The sequence below is a fragment of the Mycobacterium lehmannii genome (genome assembly GCF_001499925.1).
Classification (GTDB): domain Bacteria; phylum Actinomycetota; class Actinomycetes; order Mycobacteriales; family Mycobacteriaceae; genus Mycobacterium; species Mycobacterium lehmannii.
In genome coordinates this window covers 1-15,471 of sequence record NZ_LQIR01000068.1, presented here as the reverse complement: position 1 = coordinate 15,471, position 15,471 = coordinate 1, and the positions used below count along the sequence as shown (strand labels likewise).

Annotated in this window: 16 protein-coding genes; 7 read left to right on the top strand and 9 right to left on the bottom strand. The window is 65.7% G+C overall.

All coding sequences use genetic code 11. From position 1 onward, the window contains the following. The first annotated feature begins 34 nt into the window (after positions 1-34). The 5 genes from AU192_RS23240 to AU192_RS23220 are packed head-to-tail and all read left to right on the top strand — an operon-like array spanning position 35 to position 3,893. Positions 35-1,135, top strand: a complete 1,101-nt coding sequence (locus tag AU192_RS23240; RefSeq protein ID WP_064399896.1) for a zinc-binding dehydrogenase — start codon at positions 35-37, stop codon at positions 1,133-1,135. Beyond that, positions 1,132-1,533, top strand: a complete 402-nt coding sequence (locus AU192_RS23235; protein WP_064399895.1) for a nuclear transport factor 2 family protein — start codon at positions 1,132-1,134, stop codon at positions 1,531-1,533. The genes AU192_RS23240 and AU192_RS23235 overlap by 4 nt, the downstream gene beginning before the upstream one ends. Then, a complete protein-coding gene (locus tag AU192_RS23230; protein ID WP_082695118.1) occupies positions 1,530-2,363 on the top strand; it encodes an SDR family NAD(P)-dependent oxidoreductase in 834 nt (277 codons plus the stop codon). Before AU192_RS23235 ends, AU192_RS23230 begins: the two co-directional genes overlap by 4 nt. 8 nt (positions 2,364-2,371) lie before the next feature. Then, positions 2,372-3,328, top strand: coding sequence for an LLM class flavin-dependent oxidoreductase (locus AU192_RS23225; protein WP_064399894.1), 957 nt, complete (start codon positions 2,372-2,374; stop codon positions 3,326-3,328). 13 nt (positions 3,329-3,341) lie between these two features. Continuing rightward, a complete protein-coding gene (locus AU192_RS23220) occupies positions 3,342-3,893 on the top strand; it encodes a hypothetical protein (RefSeq protein WP_064399893.1) in 552 nt (183 codons plus the stop codon). A gap of 21 nt (positions 3,894-3,914) precedes the next feature. Here the strand turns inward: AU192_RS23220 and AU192_RS23215 are convergent, their stop codons facing one another. The 7 genes from AU192_RS23215 to AU192_RS23185 form a co-directional block, all read right to left on the bottom strand. Then, a complete protein-coding gene (locus AU192_RS23215) occupies positions 3,915-5,048 on the bottom strand; it encodes an amidohydrolase family protein (RefSeq protein ID WP_064400034.1) in 1,134 nt (377 codons plus the stop codon). A gap of 138 nt (positions 5,049-5,186) precedes the next feature. After that, on the bottom strand, positions 5,187-6,659 hold the full coding sequence (locus tag AU192_RS23210; protein ID WP_064399892.1) for a class I adenylate-forming enzyme family protein: 1,473 nt from the start codon (positions 6,657-6,659) through the stop codon (positions 5,187-5,189). Next, a complete protein-coding gene (locus tag AU192_RS23205; RefSeq protein ID WP_064399891.1) occupies positions 6,656-7,456 on the bottom strand; it encodes an enoyl-CoA hydratase/isomerase family protein in 801 nt (266 codons plus the stop codon). The genes AU192_RS23210 and AU192_RS23205 overlap by 4 nt, the downstream gene beginning before the upstream one ends. Continuing rightward, positions 7,453-8,265 carry an enoyl-CoA hydratase/isomerase family protein gene (locus tag AU192_RS23200; protein ID WP_064399890.1) on the bottom strand — a complete coding sequence of 271 codons (813 nt, stop codon included), beginning with the start codon at positions 8,263-8,265 and terminating at the stop codon, positions 7,453-7,455. The genes AU192_RS23205 and AU192_RS23200 overlap by 4 nt, the downstream gene beginning before the upstream one ends. Beyond that, on the bottom strand, positions 8,262-9,509 hold the full coding sequence (locus AU192_RS23195; protein ID WP_064399889.1) for an acyl-CoA dehydrogenase family protein: 1,248 nt from the start codon (positions 9,507-9,509) through the stop codon (positions 8,262-8,264). The genes AU192_RS23200 and AU192_RS23195 overlap by 4 nt, the downstream gene beginning before the upstream one ends. After that, on the bottom strand, positions 9,506-10,312 hold the full coding sequence (locus tag AU192_RS23190) for an enoyl-CoA hydratase/isomerase family protein (protein WP_064399888.1): 807 nt from the start codon (positions 10,310-10,312) through the stop codon (positions 9,506-9,508). Before AU192_RS23190 ends, AU192_RS23195 begins: the two co-directional genes overlap by 4 nt. A 6-nt stretch (positions 10,313-10,318) precedes the next feature. After that, positions 10,319-11,578, bottom strand: coding sequence for a hotdog family protein (locus tag AU192_RS23185; protein WP_064399887.1), 1,260 nt, complete (start codon positions 11,576-11,578; stop codon positions 10,319-10,321). Positions 11,579-11,667: 89 nt separating this feature from the next. On the opposite strand from AU192_RS23185, the gene AU192_RS23180 reads away from it, so the two are divergent. Then, positions 11,668-12,486, top strand: coding sequence for an enoyl-CoA hydratase/isomerase family protein (locus AU192_RS23180; RefSeq protein WP_064399886.1), 819 nt, complete (start codon positions 11,668-11,670; stop codon positions 12,484-12,486). 3 nt (positions 12,487-12,489) lie between these two features. Here AU192_RS23180 and AU192_RS23175 read toward each other — a convergent pair whose 3' ends face one another. Then, entirely contained in the window at positions 12,490-13,356 is an 867-nt protein-coding gene (locus AU192_RS23175) for an SDR family NAD(P)-dependent oxidoreductase (protein WP_064399885.1), read from the bottom strand. 106 nt (positions 13,357-13,462) lie between these two features. Here AU192_RS23175 and AU192_RS23170 point away from each other — a divergent pair, with 106 nt between their 5' ends. Next, positions 13,463-14,980 (top strand): class I adenylate-forming enzyme family protein, encoded by a 1,518-nt coding sequence (locus AU192_RS23170; RefSeq protein WP_174522699.1) that lies wholly within the window; start codon positions 13,463-13,465, stop codon positions 14,978-14,980. A gap of 18 nt (positions 14,981-14,998) precedes the next feature. On the opposite strand, the gene AU192_RS23165 is transcribed toward AU192_RS23170, so the two are convergent. Beyond that, the coding region (locus tag AU192_RS23165; RefSeq protein ID WP_242657006.1) for an amidohydrolase family protein at positions 14,999-15,471 on the bottom strand (473 nt) is incomplete at its 5' end.

Here is a 15,471-nt window from a genome sequence, read left to right as displayed (position 1 = left end):
CGGCTGAATTCTACGGTAATTCTGAAATACGAAAATGTACGTTCGAATATTCGAGATTATCAGCCGGCGAAGGGTGCGTCCATTGCGTGCAGTCGTATTGCGGTCCGGCGAATTGACCGTTCGCGAGACGGCCGACCCGATCCCGGGTCCGAACGACCTGCTGTTGAAGACGCTGAGCACAGCGATCTGCGCGTCCGATGTTCATTTCATGGACTGTCCAGAACTCGCGATCGACGATCCGACGGGTCGGTCGCTGTACGACGCCGACCGCGACATCGTCATGGGCCACGAATTCGTGGGCGAGGTCATCGGACACGGTCCCGGATGTGGCGACGCGTTTCCGATCGGGTCCCGGGTGACCTCCATGCCAATCCGGTTGGTGGACGGCGGATCCGGTGGCCTGCGCATCATCGGCCAGCATCCCGAGGCACAGGGCAGCTTCGGCGAACTTCTCGTCGTGTCGGAGGCGACCGCGAGGGTCGTCGACGGGTCCGTGTCCAGTGACGCAATCGCCCTCGTCGACGCCTTCGCTGTCGGCGAGTACTACGTCCGTGTCGCCGATGTTCAACCCGGGGAGATCCCGATCGTCGTCGGCGCTGGCGCCATCGGCCTGTCGGCGGTCGCGGCGCTGTCCGCTCGCGGCATCGAGCCGATCATCGTCTCCGATTACAAGGCGGACCGCCGCGAACTTGCGCGCTCGGGCTTCGGCGCTCATGTATTACATGATCCCGCCGAAGGGTCTGTGTTCGACCTCTTCCGCGACGTGCGTCGGCAACACCACATGTCCGGCACCGCGGTGGTGTTCGAATGCGTCGGAGCCCCGGGCCTAATCAACTCGCTCGTCAAGGAGGCGGAGTTCTACACCCGCATCTATTGCGCAGGCGGTTGGTATACGGGGGACACGCTGGACATCACCGAGGCAACCCGCCAAGGATTGACGCTGCGTTTCGGCGGTGGGCCGATGCCGGAGGACTGGTACGGCGTCCTCGATGCGGTTGTCGATGGACGCCTCGACCCGATGCCCAGCGTCGGGAGAATCATCGGCCTTGATGACGTGCCCGATGCACTCGACGAAGCTCGCCGGTCTGACGGACCGCCACGGATTGTGGTGCATCCGAATGGAGATGTCGGATGAGTGACCGAGACGACCTCGTTGAGTTGACGATTCGCTACGCGACCGCGATCGACACGGAGCAATACTCGCTGCTGACTGAGGTCTTCACCGACGACGCGCAGGTGGATTACGGCGAGGTCGGTCAGTGGACGGGCGGCGCCGCGGTCGCCGAGTTCATGGAGGCCGCTCATGTCATGGCGGCTCAAACCATGCATCGCATGTCCAATCAGGTCGTCGACATCGACGGCGACAAGGCCACGATTCGTACGTACGTCGACGCGCTGATCCTCCTTGAGGACGGATCGGGCGCGAATCCCGTCGGCTATTACGACGACCACGCGGTCCGGACGACGGACGGCTGGCGTATTGCACGTCGCTCCTACGCTTCGGTTCGCCTCGCCGGGGTGCCGGCGCCGTGACCGACATCGCGCAGAAGTACGGGCCGTGGGCGCTGTTGGTTGGCGCATCCGACGGAGTCGGGGCGTTGTTCGCCGACCGGCTCGCGGGCGAGGGCGTGAACGTCGTGCTCGTCGCTCGTCGACAAAACCTACTCGACGAGGTGGCTGCGGGCATTCGCGAGCGCACCAATGCCGAGACGCGGACATTTGCAGTCGACCTGATTGACCCTGACGCTTCGCAACGGATCATCGAGGCGACCGATGATCTCGAGATTGGCATGCTCGTGTACTGCGCTGGCGGTGATCCCAATTACCAGCCCTTCCTTGCTAATCCGGTGTCCGCAGCGGAAGACCTACTGCAACGCAATTGCCTGGTATTGATGCGGTTGTGTCACCACTTCGCAGGCCAGATGGTCGAGCGGCACAGAGGTGGCATCGTGAACTTCACGTCGGGGGCCGCGCTGGCAGGTGGCCGAAACATGGTGGCTTACGGTGGAACAAAAGCCTTCGACATGGTGTTCACCGAAGGTTTGTGGGCGGAGTTGCACGACAAGGGTGTTGATGTACTTGGACTGGTCCTCGGCATGACAGACACCCCGGCGTTGCGAAAGTTGGAGTTCGAGCGCGGTCGCCTGGCGTCTGTCGACGAGGTCCCCGAGGGCGCGGTCACCGCCGCAAGCGTCGTCGACGAGGCGTTCGCCAACCTCGGTAACGGACCGACGATCGCTACCGGCGATGACGTCCGGATGGCCTTTGAGCTCTTCAAGTCCATGTCACGCAGCGAGGTGGTCCGACTGATCATGCAGATGTCCACTGAAGTCATGGGTACCGACGACCGCCAGGGAAGTTAGCCACCGAGATGTTCACCCTTCGCTTCGACATGCGGGCACCCTCGATGGGAGCCCCGCCGACGGAGTTGTACGCCGCAGCCTGCGACATGGCGGAATGGGCGGAAACTCGAGGTTGCGTAGCGGCGGTGTTGTGCGAACATCACTGTGCCGACGACGGTTATCTACCATCGCCCTTGCTGCTGGGCTCGGCGATCGCCGCGCGTACCGAGCAGTTGATGCTGAACTTGGTGATTCTCCTTCCGTTCTACGACGTCGCGCGGCTGGCGGAAGACATGGCGGTCTTGGACCACATCAGCGCCGGGCGGGCGACCTACGTGTTCGGAATCGGTTACCGCGCGCAGGAGTACGAGCATTTTGGTCTGTCGTTGTCCGAGCGCGGAAAGATCGCTGATCAGAAACTCGGCATGTTACGCCGTTTGTTGGCCGGTGAGGAAGTTGAGTACGAGGGTCGCCGGATGAAGGTGACACCACGACCCCGCACACCGGAGGGCCCCATGATGAGTTGGGGCGGCGCCAGCCTCGCTGCCGCGCGTCGCGCGGGCCGAAACGGTCTTGGTCTGCTGGCCAATGGTGGAGTTCCGGGAATGCAGGAGGCCTACGAAAGCGCATGCCGGGAGAACGGTTACGAACCGGGATTCATGCTGATCCCCGATCGCAACGCCGCCACCAACTGCTTTGTCGCCGACGATGTCGACGCCGCCTGGGATGAGATCGGTGAGTACCTTCTCCACGATGCGATGGCGTACTCGGAGTGGAATCCCGACAACAACATCTCGGCGAATATCACCACTGCCAAAACCGTCGATGAGTTGCGGTCGCAGTCGACGACGCACGTGATCCTGTCAGTCGACGAAGCGCGAAAGCGTCTGGCCGCAGGCGAGGTGTTCAACATCAATCCGCTCTGCGGAGGAATACCCCCGGCCATCGCGTGGCCGTACTTCAAGAGATTCGCCGAGCTGGGCTAGTGGAGAGGGAGACATGAGCAGCGATCGCACGGCCTTGAACGAAGAGATCGCCTTCCAGAAATGGGAGGGTTATGCGAAACCCATCGACCGCGGCCGCCACGTGAATTTCGGCGAGAAGTTCGTCTTCGCACCCGATTACGTCATGATGAGCCCCCATTTCAACGATGGCGCCCGCCAATCGGCGGCCGAGATGTTCTCCGACGAGGTGGCGGCGGCCATGGCCAAGTACGCTCCCGACGGAGACATGCTCACAGCGGAGTGGCGAATGTGGTGGAATCACATGCCGGATTATCGCCTCGTCAGTCCGTTCGAATGTGTTGTCGGAGAATGGGGTTTTTCGTCCTGCGACACCTACGCGGGGACGCTCCCCGACGGGTCGGTGTTGACACTGCGCGAGTGGGACTACATCTGGGTCAACGAGAAGGGCGAAGTCACACGTTGGGACTGGTTCGTCGACCCCGATAAGTGGGAACAGTTGCTGGGACTCATCGGGCTCGATCCCAAGGGTTTGACCAGTCAGCAGTACACGGTCAACTTCCTGCGGGAGGGTGGCGTCGGCGGCTGAGCATCCGGGATGCCGCGTTTACTAGATGCCGATCAGTTCCTTCAAATTGCCGCCCATCACCCGGGCGGTGGTCGCGGCGGGCAACCCCTCGAGTTCGTTGATGAAGTCCGCGGGCTCCGCGAGGCCTTCGGGATGTGGGTAGTCCGAACCGAACATCACGCGGTCGGCGCCGAGGATGTCGATGAGGTGCGACATGTCTTCCTCATGGAACGGATTCACCCAGACATGCCTGCGGAAGACGTCGCTGGGATGCTCGCTGAAGTCGTTCGGCCGCTTGTGGTACACGCGGTCGAAGACGTCCAACAAGCGGTGCGCCCAGGAGCCCCCGTTCTCGATAACCCCGATGCGTACCCCGGGAAAGCGCTCGAACACGCCGTGAGCGATGAAGGCAGCGAGGGTATCGAAGATGTTGCGGCTCTCCTCGTAGATGAAGCCTCGCAGCTTGCTCAGCGCGAATCCGTTGAACTCCGCTGGGTCCTCCCAATCGTCGACGTAGCGCTCATAGCCGGAATCCGAATTGTGCATCTGCACCGAGATGCCCGACGACTCGACCAGTCGCCAGAAGTCATCGAACTCGGGCAGAGCGGCTGAGCGCGACGTGCCGTCTTCGCGCGGGACCGGGGCCGGACGAATCAGTACCGTCCTGGCACCGTTGTCGAGGCACCATTCGAGCTCCTTCACGCCCAGTGCGGGATCGTTGAGCGAGATGGCGGGCACGGGAAAGATCCGGTTGTGGTAGTTGAACGTCCAGTCCTCGAGCAGCCAGCGGTTGAACGCATGGGTGACCGCGTGGGTGAGTTCCGTGTCGGACTTCGTCCGCTCCTCGAGCATGCCGGCGGTGGTGGGGAACATCACCGCGCCATCGACGCCCTGACGGTCCATCAACGCCAGACGCAGGTCGGGGCGACGGAACTCGTCGGGACATCGGATGGGCGCGGCGAGCTCCCTCAGTGTCTTGCCTTCCGGATTCACCCCCCGGAAGTAGTCGGCCCAAGCGCCGGGGGTCGGGATCACCTCGTAGGTCGGATTGGGGATGGTCTCGGTGATGACGCCGAGGATCTGTAGTTTCTTGCGGCCGTTGACGTCGACAAACTTCAGCGCTTCCGAATACATGTCAGGCAGGTACCGCGTGTAGGCATCGATGGTCTCGTACATGTGGTTGTCGGCATCCCACACCTCAAAGGCAGCAGCGTCGCCCACCGGAACCTCCTCAACGAGAACAGTGATTCTCAAGATAGCAAACGGCGGTATCCGTCTGCTACGGGGCCATACCGGGGCACCGGGTGTGCGGTTTCATCCGCGACTCGCCGAGCCATGCGTATAACACCGCACGGTCGCGGCGAGTTCGCGCTTGACGACCTTGCCGACGTCGTTGCGCGGCAGGCGCTCGACGAATACCACCCGCACGGGAACCCGGTAGGGGGTCAGGCGCTCGCGACACCACGAGATCAGTTCATCCTCGCTGACCCGATCGTCGGAGCGCACGACGAATGCCCACGGAACCTCGCCGAGTCGTTCGTCGGGGACCCCCACCACAGCGGCCTCGCGCACGCGGTCGGCGCTCAGAAGCACCTCTTCGACGGTGCCGGGGAACACCTTGAGCCCGCCACGGTTGATCATGTCCGAGACACGCCCGTCGAGCCACAGGAAACCGTCCTCGTCGAACCAGCCGAGGTCACCGGTGTGGAACCACCCATCGTCGGTAAGCCTGTCCAGGAACGCGGGGTCGATCCTGCGGGCAGCCGTCGTCGGCGTGCGGACCATCACCTCGTCGTCGGCGATCATGACGTCGATGCCCGGAAGTGGTCGTCCGACAGAGCCGAGCTTCGTCTCCCCCCATTCGCGGGCGTCGGCGGCCGACCATCCGACGACCTCGCCACCGAGTTCCGTTTGGCCGTAGGAGTTCAGGACGAGCACCCCGAACTTGTCACGGAAGCGGGCCGCGTGGACGGGAGACAGGGGAGCGGTGATGGAGCGGACGATCTTCAGGGGGGACAGGTCGGTGACGGAATCGTCGTGGAGCACCATTGTCAACGCGGCGGGTGGCAAGACCGTGGATCGCAATTGGTGGCGCTTCACCAGCGCTGCGAAGTCCGCGGCCGAGAACTTGTCCATCAGCACGACACCGGAGCCCGCGCGAAAGGCGAACAGCACCTGGTAGATACCGGCCCACAGGGACAGTGAGAGCGGTACCAGGTTGGGCATCGGCGCCGCGTTCCGGGGAGCACGCTTCGGTCCGCGGAGCTTCTCCAGCAGCCGGTCGATCAGGTCCAGCACCGTGGAGTGGCGCAGCGGCACCGGCTTCGGCGGACCTGTCGTCCCCGACGTGAACTGCAGAAGCGCCACATCGGCGTCGTAGCGCCGAGTGTCGTTCGCAGAGTTGGAGTGTGGCATCAGCGACCACGTCAGGCCCGACGCGGTGATGACCGGTAACGCGAACCCCGAGAAGCGGCCCGCCAGTTCAGGCGTCGTGATCACCGCGACCGGTTCGAGGGTTTGGAGATGAGCGGCCACCTCAGCGTCGGCAGCTCTGGGATTGAGCGGTGTGTAGACACCACCGGAACGCCAGACACCGAACAGCGCCGCGACCGTGGTGGCGTCGTTGGGCAGCATCGCCGCGACCACCTGACCAGTCGTCAGCCCGCCTTCGGTGAGAACCGCCGCCAGGCGGTCCGCACTCGCGATCAGCTCTGCCCGAGACACGTCGACCGCCAGAGTGTGCACCCCGATGTCCGGCAGATCGTCCAGCAGGTCGGAGAGGCTCACGAGTCCGGCTCCAGGGGAAGCCACCGTGGTGTTCGCTTGTCGGCGAACGCTTTCGGACCCTCGTCCTGATCCGGATGGCCCCACATCGACGTCAGGTGCTTGGCCCCCTCACGGCAAGCGTCGGTCAGCCCGTGCTCGAGCGCTCCCCAGAGCGCGCGTTTGGTGGCCCGCATCGCGGCGGGTGAGTTTCTGGCGACCTTCTCGGCGAGCTCCTGGGCGACATCGCGAAGCTTGTCGGGCGGATCGACGATCTGGCTGATCATGCCGAGCTCATAGGCGCGCTGCGCGGTAAGTCGTTCGTGGCTGCCGACCAGCGCCATCCGTAACACCGCCTCGGCGGGCATCTTTCGCATGAGCGCGATCGTCTCCAGAGCGCTGACCTGACCGATGGATACGTGCGGGTCGACGAAGGTGGCATCCGACGCCGCGATGACGATGTCGGCGTCGGCGACCCAGTGCAGTCCGCCCCCGGCGCACACCCCGTTGACCGCGGTGATGACGGGCTTGCCCACATTGCAATGCCAGCCGGTCAGCTTCAGGTCCAGCGTCTGCATGGTCTCCTGATACTGCTTGATCCCCTCGCCGTCGAGATCGTCCACGTCGGCGCCGACCTGAAAGGCCCTGCCGTTGCCGGTGTGCACGATCACCCGCACGTCGGGGGCGGCGTCCAATTCGGCCCATGCAGCGGGGAATTCCTTGCGCATCAGCGCGTCGTACGCGTTGAGTCGATCGGGCCGGTTGTTGATGATCCAACCGACGGGGCCGTGGCGTTCGACGATCAACCTCTGATAGCTCACGGAGCCTCCACCGGTTCGAGCGGTTGCCAGTCAGCGGGGCGCTTTTCCCGCCACGCGCGTACTCCCTCGGCATGGTCGGGGTGGTTCCGCAACCGCCAGATCTCCGATGCGGCCGCAGCCTTGGCCTCCGACAGCCCGACTTCCAGGGAATGCCACAACGCCTTCTTGGTCGCCCGCATGGCGGTGGGCGAGTTGGTCGCGACCGCGGCCGCCAACTCGGCGGCCGCCGCCCGCAGCTCGCCGGCGCCCACGACCTGCGAGACGATACCCAACTCGTATGCGCGCTGGGCCGAGATCCGCTCACCCTTGCCGCTCAACGTCATCCGCGTGATGGCCTCCATCGGCGACTTCCGCAGCAGGGTGATGGCCTCGTACGCGACCGCCTGCCCCACCGAGACATGCGGGTCGACAAACGTCGCCTCCTCCGCAGCGATGACGATGTCCGCGTCGGCGACCAGATGCAGACCACCTCCCGCGCACACCCCGTTCACCGCGGCGATCACCGGCTTCCACACACCGCAGTGCCAGGCGGAGATCTTCAGCTCGGCGTCGCGCGTGCGGCGTGAATGGCGTCGCATGGCCTTCTTGTCGCGCGCGACCTGGACCACATCCATCCCGGTGCAGAACGCCTTGCCGTTCGCGACGTTGACGATCACGTGCACGTCGGGGTCGGCGTCCAGCTGGCCCCAGGCGGCCTCGAGTTCGTCCAGCATCAGCGCATCGAATGCATTGCCGGCGTCCGGACGGTTCAGGATGAGCCACCCTATACCGTCGGACTTCTCGGCGATCAGTCGCTCGTAGCCGCTCACGAGCGCGGAATCTCCTTCCAGGGCTTTCCCTTCCACGGGTCCGGCTCTTTCGGCAGCCCGAGTACGCGCTCGCCGAGGATGTTCTTGTTGATGTCGGTCGTGCCACCTTCGGTGCCGTTGGCGAGGCTGCGCATCATGCCCTGCACCTCGCGGGGCATCGCATCCGGGTCGTCGGTGGCGGGCCACGCCATTGCGGCGGTGCCCACCAGGTCGACCATGAGATCCTGGATCTGCTGGTTGAGTGTGGCCTGGTGGACCTTGCCGATCGAGGAAGCAGCACCGGGGGATTGGCCGGCCGAGAGTGCCGCGCGGACACGGGCGTTCGTCCAGCCGCGGATCTGCTCCTGAGCCCAGAGCCGCATGATCTTGTTCCGCACGACGGGGTCGTCCCACCGCCCCGTTTCCTGGGCGAGTGTGATCAGCCGTTCTGCGCTGGAGCCGCCGAGGCGGCCCATGCCGCCGGAGCCCGATCCCGACACCATCTGGCGCTCACTCGACAGGGTTGACGCGCTGACCCGCCAGCCGTCGTTTACCTCCCCGACCCGATGCGCATCCGGCACCAGCGCGCCGTCGAGGAAGACCTCGTTGAACTCCGCCTCACCGGTGATCTGACGCAGCGGCCGCACCTCGACGCCGGGTTGGTGCATGTCGAGCAGGAAGTACGTGATGCCTTTGTGTTTCGGCTGATCCGGGTCGGTACGAGCGAGCAGGATCGCGAAGTCCGCCTCGTCGGCCCAGGTGGTCCACACCTTCTGGCCGGACACCACCCACTGGTCCCCGTCGCGCACCGCGCGGGTCGCCAGCGACGCGAGGTCGGAGCCCGCGCCGGGCTCACTGAAGAGTTGACACCATTTCTCCTCGTTGCGGACGATGGGCGGGAGGAACCGGCGTCGCTGCTCTTCGGTTCCATGACTGAACAACGCGGCGGCGGCGTTGTTGAGCCCCAACGGGTTCAGCCGGGTCAACCGCAGCGGTGCGAGCACGCCCTCGATCGCGCGCGCGACGTCGTTACCGATGCCCAGGCCGCCGTGTTCGGGTTGCCAGGTCGGTGCCACGAGACCCGAGCGGGCGAACGTCGGATACCAGTCGCGGTAGTCCTGCGGCGTGCGCACGGACCGCAACGCGGCGGGCCCCTCGGCTGCGGCCGCTCGCCAACTGGCAGGTACCTCGGCCTGCACCCACTCGCGCACCACGCTGACGGCGTCGGCCGCCGACGTCTCTGACGTGATCGGAAGCTGGGTCATCGGCCCTGGAATTTTGCGTCGCGCTTGTCTCGGAAGGCCGCCAAGCCTTCCTTGAAATCCTCGCTGCGGCTGGACAGTTCGAGCGCCATCGCCTCGTTCTGCAGGTGACGGTCGAGATCCAGGCCGTTACCGCTGTGGAGCAGCCACTTGGTGAGGCCGAAGGCCACCGTCGGTGCAGCGGCCAGCCGGTCAACGAGTTCGGTTGCAGCAGCATCGAGTTCGGCGTCGGGATGGGCTCCGTGGATAATCTCCCACTCGGCGGCCATGGTCCCGGACAGCTCCTCGCCGAGCATCAGCAGCCGGCGGGTGCGGACCATCCCGACGAGCCGCGGTAGCAACCAGGCCGCGCCGCTGTCGGGCGTGAAGCCGCGCGCCATGAACGGTTCCCAGAACCGCGCTTCTTCGGCCGCGATGCAGAAGTCCGAAGCCATCGCGATGTGGAAACCCAGGCCGGCCGCCCAGCCGCGGACCACCGCGACGACGGGTACCTGGGTCTCGAGCAGCAGTGGAATCAGCCTGTTGGCCTTGTGGGGCAGCCGACGCTGGATGCTGCCCACGCGGGGTTTGCGATCCGAGCGCGCGTTGTTGGCGATCAGGTCAGAACCCGCGCAGAAGTCCGGTCCTTCGGCATCGATGCGGATGACCCGAACCGACTCGTCGGTGCCTGCGGCGGCGAGATGTCCGACCATCGCGTCGAGCATGGTGTCGTTGACGGCGTTGCGTCGGTCGGCGCGGTCGAACGTCAGACACAGGACCGGGCCCTGCTGCTCGGCCCGAAGCCCGGTAACGCTCTCGTACGTCACGGAGGCTCATCGCTCCGCGAACTGGGCCGACACGGCCGCCAGCAGATCGGTCAGATTCGTCGCTTCGCCCGGCGGATCGGGCAGGCGGACGGGACCGCGCTGCCTACTCGGCAGCAGGATCGTGGCGTGGCCCGGTGCGGTGACCTCGCCACGGTGATTGGTCGCCGCGAGGTCGACGTCGACCGCCGGCCGGTCTCCCTCAGCGAGGTATTTGCGGGTGACGACGCCCGTGATCATGTGCAGGTCGCCGACGTAGTTGAACAAGCGGAACTCGCAGTCCAGCTTCCACAGCCAGGCGTCGTCGCCCATCCAGTCGGTGCACAGGTGGATGAGCCACGTCTCGCGCATGCGGCCGTAGTCGAACGTCGTCGGATTGCCCGCGTTGCGCGCCGCGCTCGGATCCCAGTGCACGCGCTGCTGAACGTCGGGAACACCGTGCTCGTTGAGCGTGTAGAAGCGGGGAATGCGCTGACGGTTGCGCCAGGCCAGCTTCAGCGGCCGCACGCCGTACATCCCCGTGCCCATGCCGACGTGCCAGCACACCATGTCGGTGACGGTGAGCGGTCCCTTGGTCAGCGGGCCCAGCGCGTCGCCCTCGGTCACGTCCTCCCACCAGCGCGGCTCCGCACCCCGTGGCGCCTCGCGGGCGTACCGCTCGTCGATCTCGGCGATCTCGTCGGCGGTCCACGTCTTGAGATCGACGGACTCGTACTTCTTGCGGCCTCGGGCCTTGCTGCGTTCGGTGCGGATCATGTTCCGGTACTGGCCGCCGAGGATGGTGCCCTCGTCGTCGCGGAACACCTGCGCCGACCATTCGTGCACGGCGCGGCCGGCGAACTCGCTGCTCTTGTCGAGCGCGGCGACAAGGGCATTGCGCCGGAACACCCGGTGGTTGGCGCGCAGCGGCGCCCACCACTCGCGTGCCGAGGACGCATAGAACGCGTGCACACCGCGGAGCGGATCGCCCTTGGTCAGGGCGCGGTCCTCGTCGGAGAGTTCGGTGACCTCGTCCTCGCCGATCAGGGTGTCCCCGCCGACAAGCGCCGGCGGAGCGATCGACTCGCCCCACACCGATTTCGCCGCGCAATCCGGATCGGCCCACAGGGGGTTGGCGTCACCGTAGGCTTCGGCGACGTGGCGGAAGGTGTCCTCGTTGGGCCGGAGGTAATGCGGAGGCTGGGTGTGCGGAACGGCGATGCCGATCGTGGCGCGCAACCTGGCCAGACCCTCATTGGTGATCTGGCCCGCAGCCGAGGACTGGGTCACGCATCGCCTCCTCAGTTCGGCCCATATCGTCGGTGGGACGTCGGCGGAAATTAAGATACCCGAAAACCGGAAACGTCGTTAACGCAGGGGTGTGGGAGATGGCCGAAGAGCAGCAGGGGATCCGGGTCGACGTCGGGTCGGACGGTGTCTGCCGGATCACGATCGATCGGCCGAATGTCGGAAACTCCTTGTCTCCGTGTGCTCGTGATGCATTGACGGCGGCGTTTGACAGCGCCAGTGACGACCCGTCCGTGCGCGCGGTGTTGTTGCGTGCGACGGGGGAGCGGCACTTCTGTTCGGGTGCCGGGCTGTCGCCGCATTCGGCGCAGCCACCCGCCGACAAGAGGCCCGGCGACATCGCCAGGATGCTGCAGAAGGGTTGGCAGCGGCTGGTCTCGTCGATTTTGGAATGCGACAAGCCTGTGGTCGCCGCGGTCAAGGGAACGGCCGCAGGTGCGGGTGGCAGTCTGGTGCTCGCCTGCGACCTCGTCATCATGTCCATGGAGGCAACGCTTGTCGAGGCCTTCGTGCACCGCGGCATCCTGCCTGACTCGGGCGCGATACACCTGCTGACCAGAATCGTGGGCCTGCGTAAGGCTACCGAACTGCTGATGCTCGGTGAACCCGTCGACGCCGCGACCTGTGAGCGACTCAGCCTGGTCAACCGCGTTGTCGCGCCAGAGGAAACCGACGCGGTCGCCGAGGAACTGGCCGGGCGACTGGCGGCGGGCCCCACCGTCATGCTGGCGCTGACCAAGCGCCTGCTGTCCGTGTCGTCGGAATCCGGCCGCGACCGCGCCTTCGAGCAGGAGGCCTGGGCGCAGGAGGTGGTGTCGCGGACCGCCGATCTGCAGGAGGGCCTGAAGTCGTTCGCCGAGCGTCGCCCGCCGAACTTCCAGGGCCGCTGACGGTCAGCTGCCGACGGGGCCTCCGCGAATCGTGAACGTGGTGGCATCGTCGATTTCGTCGATCGCCTCGGCCACGGATTCCGCTGTCAGCGCGCGGTTCTCGATTCCCGTCGTGACGCCGATGAACACCCGCGAAACCTTGCCCGCACCCACCGAGTAGATGTGGGCTGTGCGGTCGCAGTCGCGATGGGACAGATAGACGACCACCGGCGTGACGAGTTCGGGGTCCATCGCCTTGCCCGCTTCGCCCATGATGTCCTCGGTCATCCGGGTGCGTGCGATCGGTGCGACGGCGTTGATGGCGATGCCGTTTCGCGCCCCCTCAATCGCCAGGACATGCATCATGCCGACCAGGCCCATCTTTGCGGCGCCGTAGTTGGCCTGCCCGAAGTTGCCGAAGAGCCCTGTACCAGAAGTGGTTTGGACGATGCGCCCGTAGTTCTGCTCGCGCATGATGGGCCATGCGGCACGAGTGACGTTGAAGGCGCCTGCCAGGTGGACCGAGAGCACCGCGTCGACCTGCTCGACGGTCATGTTCTTGAACGCCGCGTCGCGCAGGATGCCCGCGTTGTTGATGAGGATGTCGAGTCGGCCGAAGGCGTTTATCGCCGCGGAAACAATCGCGGCACCACCCTCTTCGGTCGCGACGGAGTCGCCATTGGCGATCGCGGTGCCGCCGGCGGCGGTGATCTCGTCGACCACAGCCTGCGCGGCCGAGATCGAGGCACCACTTCCGTCGACCGCGCTGCCGAGGTCATTGACCACGACGCGGGCGCCTCGGCGGGCGAGTTCGAGTGCGTGACAGCGGCCGAGCCCCCCGCCCGCACCGGTGACGACGGCTACCTGATCCTCGAAAGTCATAAGCGGCATGCCTGAGAGGTTACATTTACGCAGAAGAGAATCATCATTTGCATCGGAGGAGAGCATGAGTGGGGCTACCGCGCTACTGCGTCATGCGCAGCAGCGAGCGGACGGACTGCGATCGGAGTTTCGGGCCGCCGGTTTCTGGTCGGACCGGCCGCTCGACGTCGTGCGGTTCACCGCCGAGCGGGTTCCCACGAGACCGGCGCTCATTGCCCGCGGTGCCGAGCTGACCTACGCCGACCTCGACGAACGGGTAGGTCGTGCGTCGCAGGCACTACGGAAGGCCGGCGTTGGCGCAGCGACGCCGGTGGTGGTCGTGGTGGGCAACGACATCGGCTCGGTCGTCGCGGTGCACGCCGCCGTCCGAGTCGACGCGGTGGTGCTCCTCGTGCCGCGCAGCGCGGGGCCCATCCAGGTCGCCGACATCGTGGCGCGCACCGGTGCCGAGTACGGGGTGGCGCCGGACTGGCCGACGGCAGGTGAACCGGCATTGCGCCATGCCTGTAGCTGGATCGACATCTCCCTTGCGTCTGACACTCCGGCGCCCAGTCGGCCGATGCGGCCCGCCGACGAGCCGTCCTTAGTCCTCTACACCTCTGGCACGACGTCGCGGCCCAAGGGCGTCATCCATTCGCTGAGCACGCTGGCCAAGGCGTCGGCGAACTACATCGCCGCCGCCGGGCTCGGCGGGGACGACCGCATCTTCCTCATCAGTCCGCTCGCCTCGGTGACCGGTGTGCTGCAGGCGCTGTTCATCGGGCCCATGCTTGCCGTGCCGGTGGTGCTCGAGGATCGCTGGGATCCGGCCGCCACCTGCGATCTTCTGCTGTCTTCCGGCGCAACGTGGTACGGCGGTCCGGACCGGCTGCTCGACCGGCTGCTCGACGAGGCGGTCGCCCGTGAGAGCGTCGTGCCGCTGCGGGCGGTGTATCTCGGTGGCACCATGCTCGACCGGCGCATCGTCGAACGGGTCGAGGACGATTTCGGCATCGTGGTGATGCGGGCGTACGGATCGTCGGAGGTGCCGGTCAGCACGTCGGGGCTGCGCACGGAGAGCAGGGAGGTGCGTCACGCGGATGACGGTGTGACGCTGCAGGACGTCGACGTGCGGGTGGGGTCGGCGGGGGACCCGGCCGAGTGCTGCATCAAGGGCCCGCATGCATTTCTCGGCTACACGGACACCGAGGACGACGCCAACGCGTTCGACGGTGACTGGTTCCGAACCGGTGACGTGGCCGAGGTCATCGACAACCGCGTGCGCATCGTGGGGCGGATCAAGGACATCGTCATCCGCAACGGGATGAAGATCCCCGCGGCGGAGGTCGAGGAGGCGGTGGCGCGGATTCCGGGTGTGCGAGAGTGTGCGGCTTACTCGGTTGCCGACGCGACCACCGGCGAACGGCTGGCGATGGCCATGGTGCTCGACGACGGCGTCGAGATGTCGCTCGCCGACGTGGCGGGCGCTCTGGGCGGTGTCGGAATGCCGAAATACAAGCTTCCCGAGGAGTTGGTGTTCTGGGACGAGCCCCTGCCCCTCAACGCCAACGGCAAGGTGCAACGCAATACGCTCGAGGCGCGTTCGAAGGGTCGGCCGCGGGTACTCGCCGACCGCCTCGCCGCTACCAGTTGAGACCGCTGGCGCCTTTCGTCAATCCCCGGTTGTGCCACTGACGTTGGCGGTGGCCTTCTTCATCTGAGCCTGCCAGTCCGACGCACCGCCGGTGTTCTCCTTCTTGGATAGGGCTTGGATGGAGACGTCGTGGCCTTCGGCGGCTTTGCGTAGCGCGCCGACGGTGGCTTGTTCGCGGGTGATGTGGGTGAACGGATCCCAGTGATACCAGCGCATCGCGTTCTCAAACGTCATCTTGTTGATCTCGTCGTCGGGCACGTTGTTGGCGGTGAGCACCTCGTCGAGCTGCTCGGGCGCGCCGGGCCACATCGAGTCGCTGTGGGGGTAGTCGGCCTCCCAGCAGATATTGTCGATCCCGATCGCGCCGCGGGTGGCCACCCCGACCGGATCGGCGATGAAACAGGTCAAGAAGTGTGAATCGCCCTGGAAATGTTGGAGGCTCCTGACCTTGGAAACGAGGATGCAGGTATGCCGAAGGAACAGTCTGCCGG